Raw genomic sequence first — 629 nt, forward strand, 5'->3', positions numbered from 1 at the left:
CAGAGCGCACCCCGGACCCGCCCAGGCCCTAACCCCGCAGCGCCCGCCCGAACCCCGCAGCCAGCGGCATCCGCAGCCCCAGCGGTGGCGGGGCCGCCAGCGCGTCGGCGACCGGTCGCGAGAAGCCCCGCCCGTACAGCGACCCCAGCACGAAGTCGACCACCAGCGCCGACACCTCGTCCCGATGCTGATGCAACCGGTGCCCATCCGTGTGCACCTCGAACCGGCACACCTCCCGGTTCACCTTCTTCGCCCGCTCAGCCAACCGAAACGACAGCTCAGGATCAGCCCGAGCGTCATCCGTGCCATGCACGACCAACACCCGCCGCCCACTCAACTGCCGCACCGGCTCAGGCTCCCCGCCAGGCGGAAGCCACGGCGCCAGCGCCACCACGGAGTGCACGGCCGGATGCCCGCCCGCCCGCAACGCGGCCCGCCCTCCCATGTCGACGCCGACGAGGCACACCGGCACGTCCCCGTACCGCCGCACCACCTCGTCCACGGCCCACTCCGCATCACGCGCAGGCCCCGCGTCGGCGGAGTTCCACCCCCGGCACCGGTAGTGCACGACATGCCCGACCAACCCGACCGGCCCCGCCTCCCGCCCAGCCGCGGCGGCAGCCCCCCGC

General features: G+C 74.6%; 1 protein-coding gene. It reads right to left on the reverse strand.

What is annotated here, in order from left to right:
• Positions 1-28: 28 nt before the first annotated feature.
• Positions 29-629: alpha/beta hydrolase (locus U9R90_RS36660; RefSeq protein ID WP_411061844.1), on the reverse strand; the 601-nt coding region annotated here is incomplete at its 5' end.

The sequence above is a fragment of the Streptomyces sp. E11-3 genome (assembly GCF_046540415.1).
Lineage (GTDB): Bacteria > Actinomycetota > Actinomycetes > Streptomycetales > Streptomycetaceae > Streptomyces.